Source organism: Shewanella sp. (genome assembly GCF_047975355.1).
GTDB lineage: Bacteria > Pseudomonadota > Gammaproteobacteria > Enterobacterales > Shewanellaceae > Shewanella.
The window spans coordinates 1-20,467 of sequence record NZ_JBKEDJ010000022.1; the positions used below are offsets into that span (position 1 = coordinate 1).

Annotated in this window: 17 protein-coding genes; all 17 read left to right on the top strand. The window is 48.0% G+C overall.

Annotated features, from left to right (window positions below; genetic code table 11):
* Positions 1 to 473 (top strand): MSHA biogenesis protein MshF (locus ACK5NH_RS07980; RefSeq protein WP_416919012.1); only part of this gene is annotated, 473 nt, incomplete at its 5' end.
* A gap of 76 nt (positions 474 to 549) precedes the next feature.
* Positions 550 to 1,167 carry a pilin gene (locus ACK5NH_RS07985; RefSeq protein ID WP_416919014.1) on the top strand — a complete coding sequence of 206 codons (618 nt, stop codon included), beginning with the start codon at positions 550 to 552 and terminating at the stop codon, positions 1,165 to 1,167.
* 52 nt (positions 1,168 to 1,219) lie between these two features.
* Positions 1,220 to 1,729: a type II secretion system protein gene (locus ACK5NH_RS07990; protein ID WP_416919016.1), complete on the top strand. Its 510-nt coding sequence runs from the start codon at positions 1,220 to 1,222 to the stop codon at positions 1,727 to 1,729.
* Positions 1,730 to 1,742: 13 nt separating this feature from the next.
* Positions 1,743 to 2,258, top strand: coding sequence for a type II secretion system protein (locus ACK5NH_RS07995; protein ID WP_416919018.1), 516 nt, complete (start codon positions 1,743 to 1,745; stop codon positions 2,256 to 2,258).
* A gap of 250 nt (positions 2,259 to 2,508) precedes the next feature.
* On the top strand, positions 2,509 to 2,997 hold the full coding sequence (locus ACK5NH_RS08000; protein ID WP_416919020.1) for a type II secretion system protein: 489 nt from the start codon (positions 2,509 to 2,511) through the stop codon (positions 2,995 to 2,997).
* Positions 2,987 to 3,565, top strand: a complete 579-nt coding sequence (locus ACK5NH_RS08005; protein WP_416919022.1) for a type IV pilus modification PilV family protein — start codon at positions 2,987 to 2,989, stop codon at positions 3,563 to 3,565. Before ACK5NH_RS08000 ends, ACK5NH_RS08005 begins: the two co-directional genes overlap by 11 nt.
* Entirely contained in the window at positions 3,565 to 4,413 is an 849-nt protein-coding gene (locus ACK5NH_RS08010; RefSeq protein WP_416919024.1) for a PilW family protein, read from the top strand. Before ACK5NH_RS08005 ends, ACK5NH_RS08010 begins: the two co-directional genes overlap by 1 nt.
* Positions 4,403 to 4,861 (top strand): MSHA biogenesis protein MshP, encoded by a 459-nt coding sequence (locus ACK5NH_RS08015; RefSeq protein WP_416919026.1) that lies wholly within the window; start codon positions 4,403 to 4,405, stop codon positions 4,859 to 4,861. Before ACK5NH_RS08010 ends, ACK5NH_RS08015 begins: the two co-directional genes overlap by 11 nt.
* Before the next feature lie 28 nt (positions 4,862 to 4,889).
* A complete protein-coding gene (locus tag ACK5NH_RS08020; RefSeq protein WP_416919028.1) occupies positions 4,890 to 8,633 on the top strand; it encodes a DUF6701 domain-containing protein in 3,744 nt (1,247 codons plus the stop codon).
* Between the two features lie 342 nt (positions 8,634 to 8,975).
* Entirely contained in the window at positions 8,976 to 10,025 is a 1,050-nt protein-coding gene (locus ACK5NH_RS08025; RefSeq protein ID WP_011624203.1) for a rod shape-determining protein, read from the top strand.
* Positions 10,026 to 10,068: 43 nt separating this feature from the next.
* Positions 10,069 to 11,082 (top strand): rod shape-determining protein MreC, encoded by a 1,014-nt coding sequence (gene mreC / locus ACK5NH_RS08030; protein ID WP_416919030.1) that lies wholly within the window; start codon positions 10,069 to 10,071, stop codon positions 11,080 to 11,082.
* Entirely contained in the window at positions 11,082 to 11,570 is a 489-nt protein-coding gene (mreD, locus tag ACK5NH_RS08035; protein WP_416919032.1) for a rod shape-determining protein MreD, read from the top strand. Before mreC ends, mreD begins: the two co-directional genes overlap by 1 nt.
* A 2-nt stretch (positions 11,571 to 11,572) precedes the next feature.
* Positions 11,573 to 12,157, top strand: a complete 585-nt coding sequence (locus tag ACK5NH_RS08040) for a Maf family protein (RefSeq protein WP_416919034.1) — start codon at positions 11,573 to 11,575, stop codon at positions 12,155 to 12,157.
* A 153-nt stretch (positions 12,158 to 12,310) separates the two neighbouring features.
* Positions 12,311 to 13,777, top strand: coding sequence for a ribonuclease G (rng, locus tag ACK5NH_RS08045; RefSeq protein WP_416919078.1), 1,467 nt, complete (start codon positions 12,311 to 12,313; stop codon positions 13,775 to 13,777).
* The gene (locus ACK5NH_RS08050; RefSeq protein ID WP_416919036.1) at positions 13,777 to 18,030 is read left to right on the top strand and encodes a YhdP family protein; all 4,254 of its coding nucleotides are present in this window, start codon (positions 13,777 to 13,779) and stop codon (positions 18,028 to 18,030) included. Before rng ends, ACK5NH_RS08050 begins: the two co-directional genes overlap by 1 nt.
* Positions 17,954 to 18,802 (top strand): carbon-nitrogen hydrolase family protein, encoded by an 849-nt coding sequence (locus ACK5NH_RS08055; protein WP_374922804.1) that lies wholly within the window; start codon positions 17,954 to 17,956, stop codon positions 18,800 to 18,802. Before ACK5NH_RS08050 ends, ACK5NH_RS08055 begins: the two co-directional genes overlap by 77 nt.
* 125 nt (positions 18,803 to 18,927) lie before the next feature.
* Complete coding sequence (gene tldD, locus ACK5NH_RS08060) at positions 18,928 to 20,376, top strand: metalloprotease TldD (protein ID WP_416919038.1); 1,449 nt, start codon at positions 18,928 to 18,930, stop codon at positions 20,374 to 20,376.
* Positions 20,377 to 20,467 lie beyond the last annotated feature (91 nt).

The window sequence follows — 20,467 nt, forward strand, 5'->3', positions numbered from 1 at the left end:
AAAGCGATCTATTACGTGTGTATGGGCGGCTCGTTAGCCTGACCTTGATCTTGATTATTCTCGCGGTGATTGGATTTAAATATTTTGCGACTATGCCACAACTGGCCGCCCGCAATGTGGAGTTAGAGCATACGCGCTTCTTAAACGTGTTGGCTATGGTGCGTTCTCAATGGTTGTCCCTTGGCAATCCGCCGCAAATGCGACTAGATTGGGAAGGGTTTAGCGAACAAAGCACAAATAATGAACAAACTTTTGTGATGATGAATGCGCAGGGTTGGCCACAACCTAGCCAGTTGGATGACCAAGCGTGTCAGCGATTGTGGCAACAATTAATGGGACAGGAGCAGGGGGACGAATCCCTTATCGGCTCGTATTTTGCTAAGGATAATAGCTGCCGTTACCGCGCGCAAAATGGGGATAGTATCGGCTATCAGCTCAACTCTGGCAGGGTCATTTTTTTGACGTTTCCGTAAAATATTGTTAAGTAACGGGCTTTTTTAAACTGATTTAGCTGTTAGAATGGACTTTCATCAAGATAGGGAGAGACGAATGAAGAATAAGCAAGATGGTTTTTCATTGATTGAACTGGTCATAGTGATCGTAATTTTGGGTCTGTTGGCCGCAACCGCGATCCCTCGTTTTTTAAATGTCACCGATGATGCTGAAGATGCCAGTGTGGACGGAGTCGCGGGTGGTTTATCCACCGCAGTGAGTTTTGTGCGTTCACAATGGGAAGTCGATGGTCGCCAAAATAGCAGTGTGATCTTAGACGGTACCTCAGTGTCCCTCGACCCGCGTTTTGGCTATCCAACGGGCACCTCTGGTACCGATGCGACGGCGATGACCGATGCAAGCTGTCAGCAGGTATTTAATACTGTGTTGCAAAGTGCACCGCGTAACGTGCTTTATTCGCAAGATGCGCGCAATCAACGTTATACAGTGCGCGTTATCGATGGTGCGGGCGGAAGTTCAAATGCGATTAATGGCACGTCGGTAAGTGGTTTAGATCTATGTGTGTATCACCAAGTGGCTTCACTGGTACTAAATCAAACCACGGGCGTACCGACTCCGGCTCCAGACTTATCCACCGCTGGCGCTAAAGGGGTGGTTTATAACCCTGGTACGGGTAAAGTATTAAGTTTCACTCAAACACCGTTTACGCCTTAATTACACAGTCGTGAAGTTTAAGTATTTAGAATTGTTATTACATAGGTAGTTAATGATGAGAAGACAACAGGGTTTTACCTTAATTGAGTTAGTTGTAGTTATTATTATTTTAGGTATTCTTGCTGTCACAGCGGCGCCTAAGTTTATTAATCTTCAGTCAGATGCATACGCATCCACTTTGAATGGCGTCAAAGCCTCTTTGCAAGGTGCGAATTCGCTTGTTTATTCTAAGGCGGCGATTCAGGGGGTAGAAAGTAAGGCTACATCTAACATTATCATCGATGATAAAGGTGATTCTGATACGGCAAACGATGTGAAAGTAAACGGTGTTTATGGATATCTGAAGCAAGCTGCAGCTGATATGGTGTTAGTGCTTGATTTAGACACCACCAACGAGTGGACAATTGTTGAAGCGCCAACGGTTACAACGACACTTACATCGCCTGTGATTATTCATCCTAAAAAGTTGACGCCTTCAAATACGGCAAAATGTTGGGTTGAATACAAACAGGCAGATTCTAGTAATCCTCCTAAATATCATGTTGAGTCATCTGGTTGTTAAGTAAGGGTTTTAAATGAAAAAGCAAAGTGGTTTTACATTAATCGAATTAGTGGTTGTGATTATTATTTTAGGTATTTTAGCTGTTACCGCCGCGCCTAAATTTATCAATCTACAATCGGATGCTCGCGCTTCAACTGTGAAAGGATTGGAGGCTGCGATTAAAGGTGCAGATACCTTAATTAACTCAAAATCGTTAATTGCGGGCAATAATACAGTTGCTTCTACGGCTGCAACGCCTCCAAAAGTGACTGTTGAAACTGGTAAAACAGTTTTGATTAACTATGGTCATGCAACGCCAGTATGGACAGACTCTCTTGAAAACGCATTAGATATTAATGCTGCCGATAGTGGAACATCAAGCGAGTGGATTTATCTTGAGGATACTGACAGTAAGAGCATTTATTTCTATCCTCAAGGACAAGTTAGCCCTAAAGATGCCAATAATCCTGGCACTTGTTATGTTCAGTATGTGAATGGTCTGACTGCATACGGTCCTATCACTGTTAATACTGATGTATCTGGCTGCTAGAGACATTTCCATTAAAAGGCCTGCCTAGCAGGCCTTTTTTTTAGGCCAACAATCTATTGGGGTGTTGGCTGTAATAAACTGAATTTGCTAATTATTTCTTTTGTTTAGGTGAAATATTTGCCTTACGAATCAAGTTGGCAGAAACTGAACCTAGAACCTAGAACCTAGAACCTAGAACCTAGAACCTAGAACCTAGAACCTAGAACCTAGAACCTAGAACCTAGAACCTAGAACCACGGCAAAGCGGACGATGCGTAGATTCTCCACCGGCAGACAGTTTGGGTTTACCTTAGTCGAATTAGTCACGACTATTATCCTGATAGGGATACTTTCGGTGACGGTATTGCCGCGCTTATTCAGTCAGTCATCCTACAGCGCCTTTAGCCTGCGAAATGAATTTATGGCTGAGCTGCGCCAGGTTCAGCAAAAAGCTTTAAATAATACTGATAGATGCTATCGCGTCACGGTTTATCCTACGGGTTATCAAGTGAGTCAGTTTGCGACCCGAAATAATGCTGGGTGCACTGGCACAGCACTCTCTCCTAATCCGCTATATAGCCAAGCTTTTCAAGGCGGTGCGCAGTTAGTGCTCGCTAGCAATAATGCTAGTAATTTCAACCTCGATTTTGATATTAATGGCAGAGCTTCGTTGGCTTGTAATGGGCCATGCATTAACGTGATTGCCAATGACACTGTGGCGATTAGTATCTCCAGCGAGGGCTATATCTATGCGAATTAATCCTCGGTTGCTTTCAATAAGAACATCAATAAAAACATCTCCAAAAACTAAACCACAGCAGGGGTTTACCTTAATCGAATTAGTGGTCGGCATGTTGGTTATTGCGATTGCTATTGTGATGCTGAGTAGCATGTTATTTCCGCAGGCGGATCGCGCGGCTAAGACCTTACATAGAGTAAAAAGCGCCGAGCTGGCCCATTCGGTGATGAATGAGATTTGGGGTAAGCGCTACGATGAAAAGACTAATGCCAATGGCGGTGTACCCGCCTGTGGCAGCCCTTTAGGACTGCCTTGCTCAGTTGTGACGAGTCTCGGCCCATCAGAGTGGAAATGGCCAAATGAGGGCGAGGGCCGTAATGACTTTAACGATGTGGACGACTATCACGGCTTAAACCAAAACGCCACTATGCTCAATTCCAGCCAAACTTATGCAGAGGCGTATCCTAACTACCAATTAAGTGTCTCTGTCGCCTATGGACCTGCGCCCAATACCAAGTTAGTGACCATTAATGTGACTACCCCAGATAACGAAGTGATCACTTACAATCTGGTGAGGAGCAATTACTAATGGGCGCTTTATCCGCAAAGCGCATGGCGCGCTCCCCACGGGGTTTTACCTTAGTCGAAATGGTCACTGTGATCCTTATCCTAGGCATTCTGGTGGTGGGCGTGAGTAGCTTTATTATTTTCGGCACGCGGATTTTTGTGGAGTCGAGCTCGGTTGACCAAGTGTTAAGCCAGAGCCGCTTTGCCGTTGAGCGAATGACCCGTGAACTGCGTAGCGCCGTGCCTAATAGTGTGCGGCTCAATGGCAATGGCTTAACCTATCAGTGTGTTGAGTTTGTGCCTATCGAGGCGAGCACTACCTATTTAGCTATGCCGATAGCGCCGAGTGCAGCAGCCCTAATGGGGACTGTGATATTGGATGATGTGACCAGTAAGATTAAGGCTAATCAATATGTGTGGATTTACCCTTTGACCGATAGCGATGTGTATAACAGTGCGAGGCAAAAACGCGCGCAGATTAAAACCGTTAGCAGTGCAGCTAACCAAGTGAGTTTAACCTTTACTGCTAACGTTAAATTTTCCGAAGCTTCTCCGCGACAAAGGATCTATTTTGCTTCTGCACCTGTCAGTTATTGCTTTGAAAAAGCGCCATCAGGCAATGAGTTAACCCTAAAGCGTTATACTGGGTATGGTTTTAATACCAGCCAGCCAACACCGACGGATATGAGCTCTGGCGTTTTAATGGCACAGAGTGTGGCCAATGAGTTGAGTAATAACGCCGATTTACCGCTGATCTTAACGCCATCGAGTCTAGTCAATAATGCTATGGTGCATCTACAGCCGCGATTTAATGTCAACGGCGAGACATTTCAATATCGACATCAAGTGCAGGTGATTAATGCCCCCTAACTTATTTAGCCTATCGGGCTCAGCATATGGTCAGTCTGTGGTTCACCGTCAAGGTGGCAGCGCCTTAGTCATAGGTATTTTTGTTATTACCGTCATGTTTTTATTGGCCGCCGCCTTAATCAACATAGTGGAAGATGCCGATACCGGATTAACTCAAGAAGTGTGGGGAACTCGCGCCTTAGCGGCGGCAAATAGTGGTGCCGATGCGGCGCTGGCACAATTGTTTCCGCTGAATGCTGCGGCAAATTACACTCCGAGCTGCTCAAGCGTTTCAAGCACTTGGACACCTCCTGATGTGGTTGGCTTTCATGCCTGTAGCGTGAGTTTAAGTTGTGCATCTTATTCCGTCGGAACGGTTACACAATATCGGGTTAATAGCAAAGCGGTATGTGAGAGTGGTGACACCCGTGTTAGCCGTCAAGTAGAGGTAGAAGCTCGTGGGAACTAAGCTATCAAAAATGGTGTTGAGCTACGTAATGGTTAAATTTCCATTAATCCTTTCACTCTTAATCATCGTATGCTCATCCCCTTTGGCAAAGGCTGATTGGAGTAAAACCTTTATTGAAGGTGTTAATAATTACGATAGAAATGGTTCAATTACCTTTAATAGCTCTTATTTATATAATGCACCCAATAATGCACTTATCTGGTATAGCTATTTGCCAACTTATAATTTTATTCAAAAGGGAAATAGCTTAGCAACACTATGTGTTACGTCTAATAATTCATATCGTTGGTGTCAAGATGGCGATTATATTGCTAGCTTACCCTCTGGCCGTGTTGATTTTTCTCAGTGCACATCTTCAAGCCCTGTCAATGTAGGCCCTCCATCGTGGGATAATACACGGATTGATGTAACTGAAGGTGAATATAAAAATATTGTTCTTGATGGTGGTTCAGATAAAACAATTCGTTTTGTTAGTAATGATGGCGTGTATAAGATGAAGTCACTTACAGCAAAATCAGGCCGTATTGAACTTGCTGCGGGACAATATTGGATTGAAACCTTATCAATTAATTATGGTGTAACTTTAGTTTTCCCCTCTAATGGAACTGTTTCATTTTTTATTAAAAATGATTATGAACATAATGACCTAAATCTTATTGGAAAACCTGAACGGTTTCTCATTTATAATTATTCGAATTTTACGCTCAATGGTGGTGCATCTCTTAAATCCTATGTTGTTGCTGAAGGAAATGCGGTGCTAGAAGGCAGTTCTTATTTGGAAGGGTCTGTTACAGCTAAGAATATTAGCTTAGACGGAAATAGTAGTATTAAATTTGATGATAATGCTGCAAAGATTGATGTTGTTCCGAATTGTAATCCCGCACCTGTTTTACAGTGCTTTGGCGATAATTTCTCTCAGAGTGCATTAAGTAATGATTGGGTGGTGTCACGCAGTAGTGGTTCGTTTACCCCTTCTATTGTGAGTGGCCGAATGCGCTTAACCGAAGCGAAATCAGATCAATCCACCGCCTCGACCTATCAAAGATTATTCCCCGCAGCGAATAACTTAGTCGAAATCCAATTCGACCATTATGCCTATGGTGGCAATGGCGCCGACGGTATTGCGCTTGTGCTGTCTGACGCTTCGATTACCCCCCAGCCCGGTGCCTTTGGTGGGCCTTTAGGTTATGGCTTTAAACCTGGTATTAGCGGGTTCGCTGGTGGTTGGCTAGGTGTGGGTATTGATGAGTTTGGTAATTTCTCCGGTGAAGGGGGAGGTGGCAGTATCGGCCAGCGTCGTCAGTCAGTTGTCGTTCGTGGCTCCGGTGTTGGTACATCTGGGTATAATTATTTACGTGGCACTTGTAACAGTGGCGCGAGCAATACCAATGGTAACTGCTTATCACCCACGGTCGATGGCAATAATGTCTCGCCTGCGCACCGTTATAAAATCACTATAGACTCGCAGGTATCGGGCCAGTCGATGGTAAAGATTGAACGTAATACAGGATCGGGATTTGTTACCTTAATCCCCTCCTTTGATGTTATGGCCCAAGCAGGACAAGCCGCAATCCCTAGTGATTTCTTACTTTCACTTACAGGTTCGACTGGTGGCTCCAATAACAATCATGAAATTGATAATGTTCAAATTTGTGCCTTAAAGTCGAAGCCGATTGGCGCTCAAATCGATCATTTTGAGTTTGACCATACGGGGCAGGGATTAACCTGTAATCCCGAAACCGTGACGATTCGCGCTTGTGCCAACGCCAGTTGTAGCCAGCTCTTTACCGACCCTTTGACGGCGACCTTGTTACCCGAATCCACCTCCGAAGGCATCTGGATTGGCGGTAATCAGGTGAGCTTTAGTAATGGCACAACCCAACTACAGCTAAGGCGTAATACCCCAGGCGTTGTGACCTTGGGGGTAAAAGGTTCGAGTCCGACAACTAAACCCTTAAGTAAAACTCTTTGCCGTATCGGTAATGGTGGCTTGAGTGAAAACAACTGTTCACTCACCTTCGCCGACAGTGGTTTTGTCTTTGATGTACCAGATAAATTAGCGAATAAGCCAGTTGACGTTCGTATAAAGGCTGTTAAAAAATCAGATGTGACTCAAGAATGCACCCCTGGCTTCCAGAACCAGACTAAGAGCCTAAACTTTTGGTCTACTAACATTATTCCCTCGGTATTGTTATCCCCGCAGCCCGTAACAATCAATGGGCAAATGTTGAGCAATGCCAGTACCTCAACTCTACCGATAGAGCTGCTGTTTGATACTAAGGGACAAGCTGTTATGTCTGTCAATTACCCCGATGCGGGCAAATTACAACTCGATGCTAAATATATCGGCAGTGGTAACGAGCAAGGCTTAGTGATGACGGGCTCAGACCAATTTGTCAGTGTGCCCGCAGGATTGTGTGTTAAACCCGCGGATGCCAGCGCCAGTTGCCCGAGTGCCAATATGAGCTGTAATGCCTACCGTAAAGCGGGGCAAAATTTCGGTATGACAGTACAGGCTATGGCTTGGGAAAAAGACGGCGATACTGACTTTTGCACTGGCAACTTATCTACAGTTAACTTTAGCGATCAAGCCATGAAACTTGCCAGTAAAGTCGTGGCGCCAAGCATTGCCAGCGGCGGCCATGATGGGACGTTAGGCGTGGCATCCTATAACCACACTGTCCAAGATAATAATCTCAATACCTTAACTAATCAGACGATTAGCGAAGTGGGGGTGTTCCAAGTTTCGGCGCAGGCGAGCCCTAATTATCTCGGTACGGCCAGCAGCTTAAATATTCCGATTGGCTATTCCGCTAATATTGGCCGCTTTGTGCCCGATAGATTTTTAGTGGGAGATATTTCTGTCGTACCTGCCTGTGGCAGTTTTAGCTATATGGATCAACCCTTCCCTATGTCGATGAGCCTCAAAGCCTTGAATATCGGCGGCGCGGTGACGCAGAACTATTTTCCGCCATTCTCCCTCGCGACCGCGAAATTGGTGGGCGAAAACAATAACAATGGTGTAGATCTACAGAGTCGTTTAAGTGCCTTACCTGTGAAGGTTGATAGTTGGAATCAAGGTGTGGCGACGGTCGATGGCGCTTACCGCGCTTATTTAAACCGAGTGACTCCGAATGTGACGACGAATTTATATCAAGATGGCCCCTTCGAGCTGCTTGATATTGGCGTGCAGTTAGCGGATAACGACCCTCGACCAAATGGGTTATTCAGCTATGTGGCCTCACCGGATATGGATGCGGCAACGGCAGGTAATTGCACTAACTGTAATGCCAAGAAAATCACCACGCAGATCCTCCGTCATGGCAGGGTGGTGATGGACAATACCTATGGTCCAGAAACTGAAATCCTTAGGATGCCGACCCGAGCCGAATATTGGAATGGGACTAATTGGGTATTAAATGGCGATGATAGCTGCACTATTGCTACCTATGGCCTTGGGTCTCAGGTGGATAATGCAGGGCTGGGTTATAACTTTGATCCGGATTTAACCACAGGGCAGAGCATTAATCGCTCCGGCGCTTCATCAGCCTTTCAAGAGGGGCAATTTGATTTGCTGTGGCGAGCGCTCACCTCAAGTGGCAACTTATACCGCGGCCAAGTAACTGCACCGTTGAATGTACCTACATGGTTAGAATGGTATTGGAACTGGAACGGGGTTTCCCCAACCAGCTTATCCGATCCCCGTGCGAGTGCATTTTTTGGCCGTTACCGTGGCCATGACAGAATCATCTACTGGAGAGAGGTCAATTAAGGCTATTTTCAATTTGATTTTGCTGAATTGAGAATCGCCTTTGGTGATTGATCATGGAGTGCTGGTTTTTGAGGCGGCGTTGTAAAGTGTGAGGCAAGGGATAAATGCAAGAAACAGGTTTTACTAATGTTGCGAATTTGTATTGATAGTGGTTTTTAACTGTTGGATTTTTCGCCAGCAAAGCGCTTTTTTCGATTAAATAGTGTTTTTGAGCAGCACATTTGAAAAAAAAACACTCCATTAGCGATTGTTAACCTCAACGGTCTTGTGGAATCAGGGTGGCATTGATAAAGTTAGCTGATTTTTCTTTTCTTCTGACTCCACAGAATACAGGCTAGTTACATGTTCAAGAAGCTGCGTGGCATTTTTTCTAATGATCTATCGATCGATTTGGGTACAGCTAACACCTTAATTTATGTTCGTGACGAAGGCATAGTCCTCAATGAGCCTTCTGTTGTTGCTATACGTGGTGAGCGTAGTAGTTCTGGTCAGAAATCTGTGGCCGCTGTCGGTACAGAAGCCAAACAAATGTTAGGCCGTACCCCTGGCAATATCCAAGCAATCCGTCCGATGAAAGACGGTGTGATTGCCGACTTTTATGTGACGGAGAAAATGTTGCAGCACTTTATTAAACAAGTGCATAACAACAGCTTTTTTCGTCCAAGCCCACGTGTATTAGTCTGTGTTCCCGTTGGCGCAACCCAAGTTGAACGCCGTGCGATTCGCGAGTCAGCTATGGGCGCAGGTGCCCGTGAAGTCTATTTGATTGAAGAGCCAATGGCAGCCGCAATTGGTGCGGGTTTACCTGTTTCTGAAGCGACGGGTTCTATGGTCGTAGATATCGGTGGTGGTACCACTGAAGTGGCGATTATCTCTTTGAACGGTGTGGTGTATTCCTCTTCTGTGCGTATCGGTGGTGACAAGTTTGATGATGCCATCATCAACTATGTACGTCGTAACTACGGCAGCTTAATCGGTGAAGCAACGGCTGAGCGTATCAAACACACTATCGGTACTGCTTACCCAGGCGATGAAGTATTAGAGATTGAAGTCCGTGGCCGTAACTTGGCCGAAGGTGTACCTCGTAGCTTCACGCTGAATAGCAACGAAATTTTAGAAGCCTTGCAAGAGCCATTATCTGGCATTGTGAGTGCAGTCATGGTGGCATTAGAGCAATCGCCACCAGAATTAGCATCTGATATCTCTGAGCGTGGCATGGTATTAACCGGTGGTGGTGCCTTACTGCGTGATTTAGACCGTTTATTGATGCAAGAAACTGGAATTCCAGTCATGGTGGCGGACGATCCTCTGACCTGCGTTGCGCGTGGTGGTGGTAAAGCCCTTGAAATGATTGATATGCACGGCGGCGATCTGTTCTCCGAAGAAACCTAATCTAACTTCGGTATGGGCGGTTAATCACCGCCTTAGCTTTCCTATGAAGCCTATTTTTGTTCGTGGTATTTCGAACCAGTTCCGTTTAACACTGGCAATTATCCTGTCGGTGATTTTGCTTGCCGCAAATCACCGTCTCGAGCCTGCCCGTGAATCCCTTTCATCTGCCCTAAGCCCCATCCAATACCTTGCGAGTGTTCCCAGTGCGATCCTCGATTGGTCATCGGAGAGTTTTGCTACCCGCAATATGTTGGCATTGCAAAATAAAGAGTTGCTAAGGCAACAATTATTAATGAGTGAGCGTTTGCAGCGCTTCGAGCATCTGCGTCAGGAAAATGAGCGTTTACGCGCCTTGTTGGGGTCGCCTGCTTATCAGGATTCCCGCAAGATGGTTGCCGAAGTTATGGAGGTGGCCAGTGATCCTTCCCATCATTATGTGGTGCTTAACCACGGTTCTCGAAGTGGCGTGTTTGTTGGCCAACCTGTTGTCGATGCCCAAGGGGTTGTCGGTCAAGTTGTGCAGATCAGTGAGATGACGAGTCGCGTGCTCTTGCTCTCCGATGTGTCCCACGGTTTACCCGTACGTATTACCCGTAACGATGTGCGTTTAGTGGCAAACGGTACTGGTGAGCTGGATGAGATTGAACTTCGCCACGTAGCCAAGAGTACTGATATTCGCGTGGGCGACTTGTTAGTTACATCAGGCTTAGGTAATCGCTTCCCTGAAGGTTATCCGGTGGCGCGGGTGATGGAAGTATTGACCGAGGACGGCCAGAGCTATGCGCGTGTTACGGCTCAGCCATTAGCGGCGCTCGATAGGATTCGTTATCTGCTGTTGATTTGGCCTTCTCCTGATTCTGGAGTGACCTTACCGAATCAAATCCCTGTGCCTGCGGCGGATAATCCGGTAGAAGAAGCTAAACCCGATGCTGGCAATGGCACCGATCCTCAAGGCGCTGTTTCTAACGCCACAGCTCCTAACGCCGCTGCGGCGCCGAGCAATGCTAACGGTGCATCGAACGCTGCCATCACTCAACCGCCAGCCGAGGTGCACTAATGAGTTTACAAGCTGCAAATGGCAGACTCGTGGTATGGCTGACCCTATTTGTCGGACTGTTAAGCCAAATTATGCCTTTGCCTACGATTGTCGAGGCTTGGCGTCCCGATTGGCTATTGATGATTCTGATTTATTGGTCCATTGCGCTGCCCCACAGATATAACATCCTCACGGCATGGTTGATGGGATTGGCTTTGGATATTTTGTTGGGTGCTACCTTAGGTGTACGCCCACTTGCCATGTCGCTAGTGATTTATATTGCGATTTTGCATTGCCAGCGTTTACGCAACTTTCCTAAATGGCAACAGTCGCTAGTGGTGATGGTGTTGATTGTTATCTATCACCTAATTATCTATTGGGTCGAGTTTGTAATGGATGGCGCTAAGTTCCATACGGATCTGTTTTTACCCGCGTTATCGGGCCTGGTATTTTGGCCGTGGATTTTTTGGATTTTGCGTCGGATTCGACGTCATTATAAGGTTCGTTAGCAGTGAATTTAGTTTTAGCCTCAACTTCGCCGCGCCGTAAAGAGTTGTTGACCCATATAGGTTTAGGTCGCGCCGAGTTTAGTTTTTCCCAAGTGGCGCCGGATATTGATGAAACGCCTAAAGCAGGCGAGTTGCCTCGGGACTATGCACTGCGCCTCGCGGCCGAAAAAGCCCAGGCAGGGCTTGCATTATGCTCAGGCATGTCACAGCCTGCTGTATTAGGTTCTGATACTATCGTGGTGCTTGAAAACGAAATATTAGGTAAGCCTGTTGATGAAGCCGATGCCAAGCGTATGCTGCGTGCGCTTTCTGGCAAGGCGCACACTGTGATGACCGCAGTGGCTTTAGCTAAGGCTGACCAGACCTCTGTGCGTTTAGTCGAAACCTTAGTGCGTTTTTGCGTGCTGTCGGAAGCCGATATCGATGCCTACGTTGCCTCACAGGAGCCAATGGATAAGGCGGGCAGCTATGGGATCCAAGGTTTAGGCGGTTGTTTTGTCGAATCTATTGAGGGCAGTTACTCCTGCGTGGTGGGTTTGCCATTAGTGGAGACCCGCGAACTATTATCCGAGGCTGGCATACGCTAATGGATACAATACAAGGCGTTAGTTGAGTCTTTGCTAGACAAACTTCTGTGATATTGGTTTTCAGGCTTAAAACATACTGAGATTAATTTAATTTCCCTAATGGGGTGAGTCGTGAATACCGGTCGCTTAAATCCGAATAAAGTACAGCGCAAGATGGGTTCAGAATTACTGATTAACGTAACCCCATCTGAGGCTCGTGTGGCTCTGGTTGAGCATGGCGTGCTGCAAGAAGTCCATATCGAGCGGCGCATGAAGCGCGGTCTGGTGGGCAATATTTACAAGGGCAAAATCAGCCGCGTGTTGCCCGGCATGCAAGCCGCCTTTGTTGATATTGGCTTAGATAAAGCCGCTTTTTTACATGCCTCCGACATAGTGCCGCACACCGAATGCGTGGCCGATGTGGAAAAAGGCCATTTTGTGGTCCGTGATATCGCCGAGTTGGTTCGCCAAGGGCAAGATATTATGGTGCAGGTGGTAAAAGATCCGCTCGGCACTAAAGGTGCGCGCCTGACCACAGACATCACACTGCCTTCTCGTTATCTGGTGTTTATGCCAGGCTCTAGCCACGTTGGGGTGTCTCAGCGGATTGAGCAGGAAGAAGAGCGCAGTCGTCTTAAGAAAATCACTCTACCTTTTGTCGATGAAGACGGCGGCTTTATTATCCGCACAGCCGCCGAGGGTGTAGGTGAGGATGAACTTGCCCAGGATGCGGCTTTTTTGCGCCGTGTATGGTCTAAGGTCTCAGAGCGTCGTCAGCGCCGTGGCGTGGCCTTACTCTATCAAGACTTGGCTTTGCCAGTACGTATTGTGCGCGACTTTGTGGGAACTGAGCTTGACAGAATTCAAGTCGATTCACGTCGCACCTTTGCCGAGCTGCAAGCCTTCGCCCAAGAGTTTATGCCGGAAATCGCCGACAAAATTGAACATTATTCTGGCCCTGCGCCGATTTTTGACCTCTACGATGTGGAAAATGAAATCCAGCGCGCCCTCGGTCGTAAGGTGGAGCTCAAATCGGGCGGCTACCTGATTATCGATCAGACCGAAGCCATGACCACGGTCGATATCAACACCGGCGCCTTTGTCGGTCACCGTAATCTTGAAGAAACCATCTTCAACACTAACCTCGAAGCCACCCAAGCGATTGCACGGCAATTGAGGTTACGTAATCTCGGCGGCATCATCATTATCGACTTTATCGATATGCTGAGTGACGAGCATAAAACACGGGTACTCAATAGCTTAAACAGCGCGCTTGCCAAGGACAGAGTCAAGACTAACGTCAGTGGCTTCTCAGGTCTTGGGTTAGTGGAAATGACCCGTAAGCGTACTCGAGAGAGCCTAGAGCACGTGCTGTGTGGCGAATGTCCCGCTTGTCAGGGCACGGGCAGCATGAAGACGGTTGAAACAGTCTCTTATGAAATCTTCCGCGAAATCATTCGCTTGAATCGGGCCTATGATGCCGATGAGTTTTTGCTTTACTGCTCACCAGCGGTGTACAACAGCTTAAATGGCGATGAAAGTCATCTGGTCGCCGAGCTTGAGGTCTATATAGGTAAGCGTATTCGCCTGCAAAATGAGCCCATGTATTCCCAGCATAAATACGACGTGGTGATGATGTAGTGGCAACGCTTTTTACTGCGAAAAAACTAAGCCGTTTTTGCTGGCAATTACTGGCACTGATCTTAGTCTTGTTTGCCCTGACGGTAAGCTTGATCCGCGGATTATTGCCACAGGTTGACGAAGTTCGTCAGCAGTTAGTTGAGTATGTAAAAAGCGAATATCAAATCGATGTTCAAGTCGGCGAATTATCCGCCCAATGGCAGGCCTTTGGCCCGGCCGTGACGGTCGATAATTTGGTGATCCCGCCGCAGGAAAAACTCCCAGTTACCGTGTTGGTGAAGAACGTCCAAATCAAATTGGATTTTTGGCAATCGCTGCTGACCACCAGTCCACGCATCGAGGATGTGAATTTTGATGGCGTCCATATTGCCCTCGATATCGACAAATTGTCGAGCACTAAGGCGCAGGGTTCTGCCAATCAAACGGCGCAAACCGATTGGTTGTATAAGTTGCTCTTAAAGCAGCTTGAACGTTTCTCGCTGACGGACGCCTCGGTGCAGCTCTTGAGCCTTAGACATGAATACCGACCCATCCATATTCGCCACCTTAATTGGCGTAATAATGGTGAGCGTCACCGTGGTGCCGGGGAGATTTACCTCGATAATAATGCTCAAGAAAACGAGTCGCTGAGTTTGCAGCTCGATATTCATGGCGATGCGACCGTGCCCGATACACTGAAGGGGCAAATCTATCTCGCGGCTCAATCCTTAGATTTGGGCGAATGGGCTTCGCGTCAACCTAATCCCTATGATCCAAGCCAAAAGTTGCCATTAGAAGGGGTGGTCAATCTCAAGGCGTGGTTTGATTTTGCCCACCGCAGTGTCAGTGCGGGACTGGTACAGTTTGAACCCAGTTGGTTGCAATGGGCGATGGAAGGTGAGCCGCAAAAGTTTGAGATCCAGTCCGGTAGTATTAGCTGGCTACCCAAGGAGAAGGGTTGGGAAATCAGCAGTACCGATTTGGACTTTGTTACCAATGGTGAACATTGGCCCGACCTTAAGCTTGCGGCCAAACAGCAAGACGATGCCTTATATGCCTATGTGAGTCGGGTCGATTTACCGACTTTATTTCCAATATTGCCATTATTTCCTGGTGTCGATTTAGCCGTACTTAAGCAGTGGTTCCACCTCGTGCCCCAAGGCAGTGTCGGGCCCATCCGCCTCTATCAAGTCGCCGAGCAGCCCCTGCTGGCCAGCACTCATATCAAACAATTACATTGGCAGAAAGTCGAAGGCATACCTAACACCAATCCTTTAGATTTAGCATTGCAATGGCAGAATGACAGCTTAGTGTTTTCACTGCCCGAGCAGACTTATATCCTCGATTTTGGCGATCAGTTTTCTGCGCCTTTAGTGCTGCATGGCGCAGAGTTAACTGGCGCCTTCGATACCCAAAAGGCGACCTTATCCGTGCCTGAGGTGCAGCTTGAAAACGACGATATTGGGCTTTCCGCCGCCCTAAAACTGGATTTTAGCGCCGCTGCCAGTATGTCACTCGCCGCCAATGTGGCCGTTAAAAATGCCGCCAATGCGGACAGATACTTCCCCGTCAAAGCCATGGGTGAGGCACTGGTGGAGTATCTCGATGGTGCGATCAAAGCCGGTCAGAGCCAAAATGCGCAAGTGTTATGGCAGGGCGCCTTATCGAGCTTTCCCTTTGAGGATAATAGCGGCGTTTTCCAAGCGGCCTTTACCTTAGATAACGCCGAGTATCAATTCCAACCCGATTGGCCCGCGGTTACTGAGCTTTCTCTCGACGCATTATTTGAAAATGCCCGCATGGATATCTGGGTCAACCAAGGTAAATTGATGAATGTGGTGGCCGACGGTGCCCATGTGTTTATTCCGGAATTAGGCGAGCATTCGCTGTTAAAAATTCAGGCCGATCTCGCCACCCAAGGCAGTGCGGCCACTCAAGTGCTGCAGGCATCTCCCCTTGCCGATACTGTGGGCAAGACCTTAAGCGTTGTGCAAGTTCAGGGCGCGGTGACGGGGAATTTAGACATCAGCATCCCCTTGTATGAGGGCGAGGCCGAGGATATCCGTGGCCAAATTCAGTTTGATAATACGCCGGTCTTTATTGCCCAGCCCGGTTTGCAGCTCAAGGCTGTGACTGGCGCAGTGCAGTTTGCGAATGAGGTTGTAGAAGGCAAAGGCATTAAATCCCGTCTATTTGAGCAGCCTTTTGAGTTTAGTTTTGCCACTAAACCCGAAGGTAAAGACTTTGTGCTCAATGTGGATATGAAAAGCCGCTGGGATTTGAGTCGTTTACCCCAAGAGTTGCACAATCCATTGAGTGATTTTTACCAAGGTAAATTTGCTTGGGGTGGCAATCTGAACATGGTATTCGATGATCAAGGTTACCAAATTCAAGCCAATGTGGGCTCAGATCTGGTTGGCGCAAGCTTAAAACTGCCTGGCGCCTTTGCCAAACCCGAGGACGAACCTAGACCCTTAATGGCGGAGTTTTCTGGCGATCAGCAAACGGCGACGCTAAAGGTCAAACTGGATACGCAGGCCGAGTTTATCGGTGCCTTTGAGGCCGAAAAGGGCACCCAATTCAGTTATTTTGATTTGCTATTGGGTCGACTCTTCGATGCGGCCGAAGTACCCAATACCGAGCTGGGGCATATCCAGATTGATGTCACCAGCGGCAAGCTCATCAATTGGTTGCCTGTGATCAATGCCTTTGTCGGTACAGATAATCAGCCTGTTCGTACTGGTATTTTGGTCGAAGAGGCGAGCCACTCCGCCTTGTTCCCCTCAGTGGTTGGGATCGATGCCAATATCGGTAAGTTTGATTTATTGGGACAAGGGCTGACCGAACTCAGATTGAGCGCTAAACCCAACGAACATGGCTGGCGTTTCGATGCCAAGGCCAGCGAGTTTGAGGGAACGGTCGATTTTTACCCGAATTGGATGACCCAAGGCTTAAAAGTTACCGCCAGTAAGTTTTATTTTTCCCCCGAAGTCAAACCCGAAGGTGAAGCCGATTTTGCGGCAGATCAGGTGCTGACAAATTTACCGCCAGTTGCGGTGAATGTGGAAGATTTTCGTTTCTTCGACAAACCCTTTGGCAAGCTAGTACTACAGGCGAGCCCGCAAGCGTCGGGTTATCGTATTCAAACCCTGTCTTTGACGACGCCAGAGGTGTCCTTACAGGGCAACGGTATTTGGCAGCAGCAGAATGGTCAAAACCAAACTGAACTGACGGTGAGTTTAAACGCCAGCCAGTTTAATTATTTGAGTCAGCAATTGGGCATAGATCCTGGCGTTAATGAGGCGCCACTGAAGGTGAATGCCGAGCTGGCTTGGCAAGGTGCTCCCTATGCGTTTTCCCTCGAAACCTTAAACGGAAAAATGAAGTTTGAACTGGGTAAGGGACATTTATCCCAAGTGAGCGATAAGGGCGCGCGGATTTTCTCTCTCTTCAGCCTCGATTCATTAGTGCGTAAATTATCCTTAGATTTTAGCGATGTGTTCGGCCAAGGCATGTACTTCAACTCCTTTAGCGGCAATCTGCAAATCGATAATGGTGTAGTCAAAACTACGGACACCGAAATGGATGCGATTGCCGGCAATATGAAGGTTCGCGGCTATACGGATCTTACCAGCGAAAGCTTAAATTATGATATCCGTTTTGTGCCGCAGCTGGCGTCGAGTGTGCCGACTGTAGTGCTGCTCAGTACCAGTGCTTGGACGTTGGGGCTTGGTGCGTTTGCACTGACCAAGGTGCTCGAACCTGTGATTGAGGTGATTTCGGAAATTCGCTTCCGAGTGACTGGCACTATGTCCGATCCTGTGGTGGAAGAACTCGAGCGTAAGAGTAAAGAGATTGAAATCCCCGAGTCGATTCTGCCTATGGTGGGGGGCGAATTGCCTGCACCAACCGAGGGCGGTGAGCCTAAGAGCGATGCAGTGCCCGTCAAGAATAGTGCCCCGACTAAGAAAGACGCTACGCCGACCGTCGAGCCTGAGAAAAACAATGAGCAGCCTGCGCCAGATGCTGATAAACCTAAAGATGAACCAACAAAAGCGGTCGAGGAAGAGGCATTACCCCAAGCGCCGACGCTCCCTAAGGTAGAGCCTTTAGAGCCATCCCAAGTCGAACCCGAACAGCCTAAGCCTGTGAGCCCCAAGGTGGCATTGTTGATAAACACAATTCAAGGAGATAGTCATGCGCATCAGCCTGTTGCAATGTCAGAGCAGTCGCGACGTCAGCGCGAATCTGTTGTTTATCGAATCGCAGCTTGAGGAATTAACCCGTGAGCGCCTGCAATGGGACAAAGATGCCCCGCATTTAGTGGTGCTACCAGAATGCAGCCTGCTGTTTGGTGGCCATGAGAGTCAACAACTCGCCTATGCGGGCGACAGTCATCTTAGCCCGTTAAAATCCGCCTTAAGTGCCTTAGCCGCCCGTTACTGCGTGTATATGGTGGCGGGAACCATCCCTGCATTGGCGGAGGATGGACGTGTCTACAGCCGTTGTTATCTGTTTGATGATAAAGGTGATACCTTAGGGCAATACGATAAATTGCATCTGTTTGATGTGGATGTCGCCGACGGCACTAAGCAATACCGCGAGAGTGAAACCTTTTGCCCTGGCAATCATATCAGCGTCATCGACACCCCTTTTGGCAAAATTGGCTTGACCATCTGTTATGATTTACGCTTTCCGGACTTATTCAGGGCGCTGCGCCTCGCAGGAGCCGAGATTATTACCGTGCCTTCGGCCTTTACTAAGGTTACGGGAGAAGCCCATTGGCAGGTGTTATTACAGGCCAGAGCCATTGAAACCCAATGCTTTATTTTGGCCGCCGCCCAGTGGGGCGCCCACAACGAAGGCAGCCGCGAGACCTGGGGGCAGAGCATGGTGATAGGTCCTTGGGGCGAGGTGATTGCCGAGCAGAAAACCGGTACAGGTTGGGTGCATGCCGATATCGATGTGGCCGAGGTGCACAGCATTCGCAGTAAAATGCCCGTGGCGCAACATAATCGCTTTACTGCACCGAACCTTAAGCCTTGAACAGATCAAGCCTTGAACAGATTAAGCCTTCAACAGATTAAGATGAAATAGACTCACAGCGAATTTAAGTTATTTTAAAAATGAGTGAGTTGCCAATTTTAGCCAAGCTTTCAGAGAGAACCGCGATGCCTTTTTTAGCACAAGTAGAGCAAAGTTTATTAAAGGGTGGCTTAGCCCTAGATGGGTTACAGAGTTATTTAAACACCATACATCAACATAAAGTCGATTTTTCCGATCTCTATTTCCAAGGTAGTCGCCACGAATCTTGGGTGCTCGAAGATGGCATTATTAAAGATGGTAGCTTCCATATCGAACGCGGCGTCGGTGTGCGTGCCATCAGCGGCGAGAAAACCGGTTTTGCCTATGCCGATGATATTACGCCAGCGGCATTAAGCGCTGCGGCCGAGGCGGCGCGTGGTATTGCCGGGGCGGGTGAGCAGGCCAAGGTTCAGGCTTTCAAACGTCAACAAGCCTTGGCGCTGTACGATAGTCTCGACCCTATCGCCGCCATGGAAGAAGTGAAAAAAATCAATCTACTGAAAGAGGCCGATGCCTATATTCGTAGCCTCGACAGCCGCATTATCCAAGTGGTGATTAGCCTCGCGGGCGTGCATGAAGAAATTCTGGTTGCCGCCAGTGAGGGTACTTTGGCCGCCGATATTCGCCCGTTAGTGCGTTTTAATTGCAGCGTCATTTTAGAAGAAAATGGCAAGCGTGAGCGTGGCAGCGCAGGTGGCGGTGGCCGTCACGATTACAGCGTGTTTATGGTGACGGATGAAACTGGTTTACCTATGTGCTTTGCCTTCGCCCGTGAAGCGGTGCGTCAGGCGCAAGTTAACCTCAATGCCATCGATGCGCCAGCCGGAGAGATGCCTGTAGTACTCGGTAACGGTTGGCCAGGCGTGTTATTGCACGAGGCTGTAGGTCATGGTCTAGAAGGTGACTTTAACCGCAAGGGCAGCAGCGCCTTTAGTGGAATGGTCGGCGAGCAAGTGGCTTCGAAACTCGTGACCGTGGTGGACGATGGCACACTTTCGAATCGCCGTGGCTCACTGAGCATCGACGATGAGGGCGTACAAACCCAGAGAACCGTGTTGATCGAAGACGGTATTCTTAAAGGCTATATGCAGGATAAATTAAATGCGCGCCTGATGGGCGTAGCGCCGACGGGGAATGGTCGCCGTGAATCCTATGCGCATCTGCCTATGCCTCGCATGACCAACACATATATGACGGCGGGCGAGTCTGATCCGAGCGAGATCATCAAGTCAGTGAAGAAGGGCATTTATGCGCCTAACTTTGGTGGCGGTCAGGTGGATATCACCTCGGGCAAGTTCGTGTTCTCCGCTTCTGAAGCCTATCTGATTGAAAATGGTGAAGTGACTCAAGCAATTAAGGGCGCTACCCTGATTGGTAATGGCCCAGAAGCCATGAGCCAGATCTCCATGGTGGGTAACGACATGGCCCTAGATAAGGGCGTTGGTGTGTGTGGTAAGGATGGTCAAAGCGTGCCTGTGGGTGTCGGTCAACCGACTCTCAAACTTGACCGTTTAACCGTTGGAGGTACGGCATAACCCGCTTGTTTACTGTCTAGGCAGCACTTAAGGCGGTGGGTTCTAGCCGCCTTCCATGATGGATGTTATCATTTTCAAAGGAAATTAGAGT

What these genes read in the sequence shown, in the direction of transcription:
- ACK5NH_RS07985 (WP_416919014.1), top strand. Translation starts at nt 550, where the DNA reads ATGAAGAATAAGCAAGATGGTTTTTCATTGATTGAACTGGTCATAGTG.
- ACK5NH_RS07990 (WP_416919016.1), top strand. Translation starts at nt 1,220, where the DNA reads ATGATGAGAAGACAACAGGGTTTTACCTTAATTGAGTTAGTTGTAGTT.
- ACK5NH_RS07995 (WP_416919018.1), top strand. Translation starts at nt 1,743, where the DNA reads ATGAAAAAGCAAAGTGGTTTTACATTAATCGAATTAGTGGTTGTGATT.
- ACK5NH_RS08000 (WP_416919020.1), top strand. Translation starts at nt 2,509, where the DNA reads ATGCGTAGATTCTCCACCGGCAGACAGTTTGGGTTTACCTTAGTCGAA.
- ACK5NH_RS08005 (WP_416919022.1), top strand. Translation starts at nt 2,987, where the DNA reads ATGCGAATTAATCCTCGGTTGCTTTCAATAAGAACATCAATAAAAACA.
- ACK5NH_RS08010 (WP_416919024.1), top strand. Translation starts at nt 3,565, where the DNA reads ATGGGCGCTTTATCCGCAAAGCGCATGGCGCGCTCCCCACGGGGTTTT.
- ACK5NH_RS08015 (WP_416919026.1), top strand. Translation starts at nt 4,403, where the DNA reads ATGCCCCCTAACTTATTTAGCCTATCGGGCTCAGCATATGGTCAGTCT.
- ACK5NH_RS08020 (WP_416919028.1), top strand. Translation starts at nt 4,890, where the DNA reads ATGGTTAAATTTCCATTAATCCTTTCACTCTTAATCATCGTATGCTCA.
- ACK5NH_RS08025 (WP_011624203.1), top strand. Translation starts at nt 8,976, where the DNA reads ATGTTCAAGAAGCTGCGTGGCATTTTTTCTAATGATCTATCGATCGAT.
- mreC (WP_416919030.1), top strand. Translation starts at nt 10,069, where the DNA reads ATGAAGCCTATTTTTGTTCGTGGTATTTCGAACCAGTTCCGTTTAACA.
- mreD (WP_416919032.1), top strand. Translation starts at nt 11,082, where the DNA reads ATGAGTTTACAAGCTGCAAATGGCAGACTCGTGGTATGGCTGACCCTA.
- rng (WP_416919078.1), top strand. Translation starts at nt 12,311, where the DNA reads ATGGGTTCAGAATTACTGATTAACGTAACCCCATCTGAGGCTCGTGTG.
- ACK5NH_RS08055 (WP_374922804.1), top strand. Translation starts at nt 17,954, where the DNA reads ATGCGCATCAGCCTGTTGCAATGTCAGAGCAGTCGCGACGTCAGCGCG.
- tldD (WP_416919038.1), top strand. Translation starts at nt 18,928, where the DNA reads ATGCCTTTTTTAGCACAAGTAGAGCAAAGTTTATTAAAGGGTGGCTTA.